Genomic DNA, 1,389 nt, shown 5'->3' on the forward strand with positions numbered 1-1,389 from the left:
ACAATCGACGCGAGCGGCAACGCCGTGTTCGACCAGAAGCGCACCGACGTCGCGGTTCTCAACGCCGACGGCAGCCGCACCGAAACGGTCAGCGATTTCGCGGCCAATGGAGCGCTGAAGGACCGCACGGTCACGACGACGAGCGCCAACGGATTGTCTGTGACGACGCAATGGGACCGCACCGGCACCGGCGCGATCGACCAGAGCGAGACCGATTTGGTGATGCTGAACGCTGACGGCAGCAGCACCGAGACGGTCACCGACCGCAGCGCCAACGGCGCGCTGCTCGGCCGCACGGTCAAGACGACCAGCGGCAACGGGCTGTCGGTGACGACGCAGTTGGACCGCACCGGCACGGGCGTGTTCGACCAGACCGAGACGGACGTCACGGTGCTGAACGCTGATGGCAGCAAGGTCGAGACGGTGACCGACCGCAATGCGGACGGCAGCCTGCGCGACCAGACGGTGACGACGGTCAGCGCCGACCGGCGGACCACGACGACCCAGATCGACGCCCAGGGCGACGGTCATGTCGACGAGGCGAGGAGCCGGGTGGTCAACGCCGACGGCAGCGTGACCACGACGGTGATCGACTATGCCGCCAATGGCGCGGTGCTGGGCCGGACGGTCAAGACCACGAGTGCCGACGGGTTGTCGGTGACGACGCAGAAGGACACGACGGGCTCCGGCGTGTTGGACCAGGTGCGGACGGACGTGGTGGTGCTGAATGCCGATGGCAGCAGCACCGAGACGATCGCCGACCGCAGCGCCAACGGCGCGCTGATCGACCGCAAGGTCGTGACGACGAGCGCCAACGGGCTGTCGGTGACGGCGCAGCAGGACACGACCGGGACGGGCGTGTTCGATCTCAGCGAGACCGACGTCACGGTGCGCGATGCCGACGGCAGCAGCGTCGAGACGGTGACCGATCGCAACGCCGACGGCTCGCTGCAGGCGAAGACCGTCACGACTGTCAGCGCCGACCGCCGCGTGGTGACCGCGCAGATCGACGCCCAGGGCGATGGCGTCTACGACGAGATCCAGAGCCGGGTGGTCAATGCCGATGGCAGCGTGACCACGACGGTGACCGACTACGCCGCCAACGGCGCGCTGCTCGGCAAGACGCTCACGACGACCAGTGCCAACGGCCTGTCGGTAACGACGCAGAAGGACACGACCGGCGCGGTCGACGCGAGCGGCAATGCGGTGTTCGACCAGAGGCGGACCGACGTCGTCGTCGTCAACGCCGACGGCAGCCGCACCGAGACGGTCAGCGATTTCGCGGCCAATGGCGCGCTGAAGGACCGCACGGTCACGACCACGAGCGCCAACGGGCTATCGGTGACGACGCAATGGGACCGCACCGGCACCGGCGCGATCGACCAGAGC

1 pseudogene is annotated in these 1,389 nt (G+C 68.4%); it reads left to right on the forward strand.

Going from position 1 to position 1,389, the window contains the following annotated elements:
* A pseudogene (locus ACQR1I_RS36875) lies at positions 1–1,389 on the forward strand (adhesin); the annotation flags it as partial.

The sequence above is a fragment of the Bradyrhizobium sp. HKCCYLS2038 genome (assembly GCF_051167655.1).
Classification (GTDB): domain Bacteria; phylum Pseudomonadota; class Alphaproteobacteria; order Rhizobiales; family Xanthobacteraceae; genus Bradyrhizobium.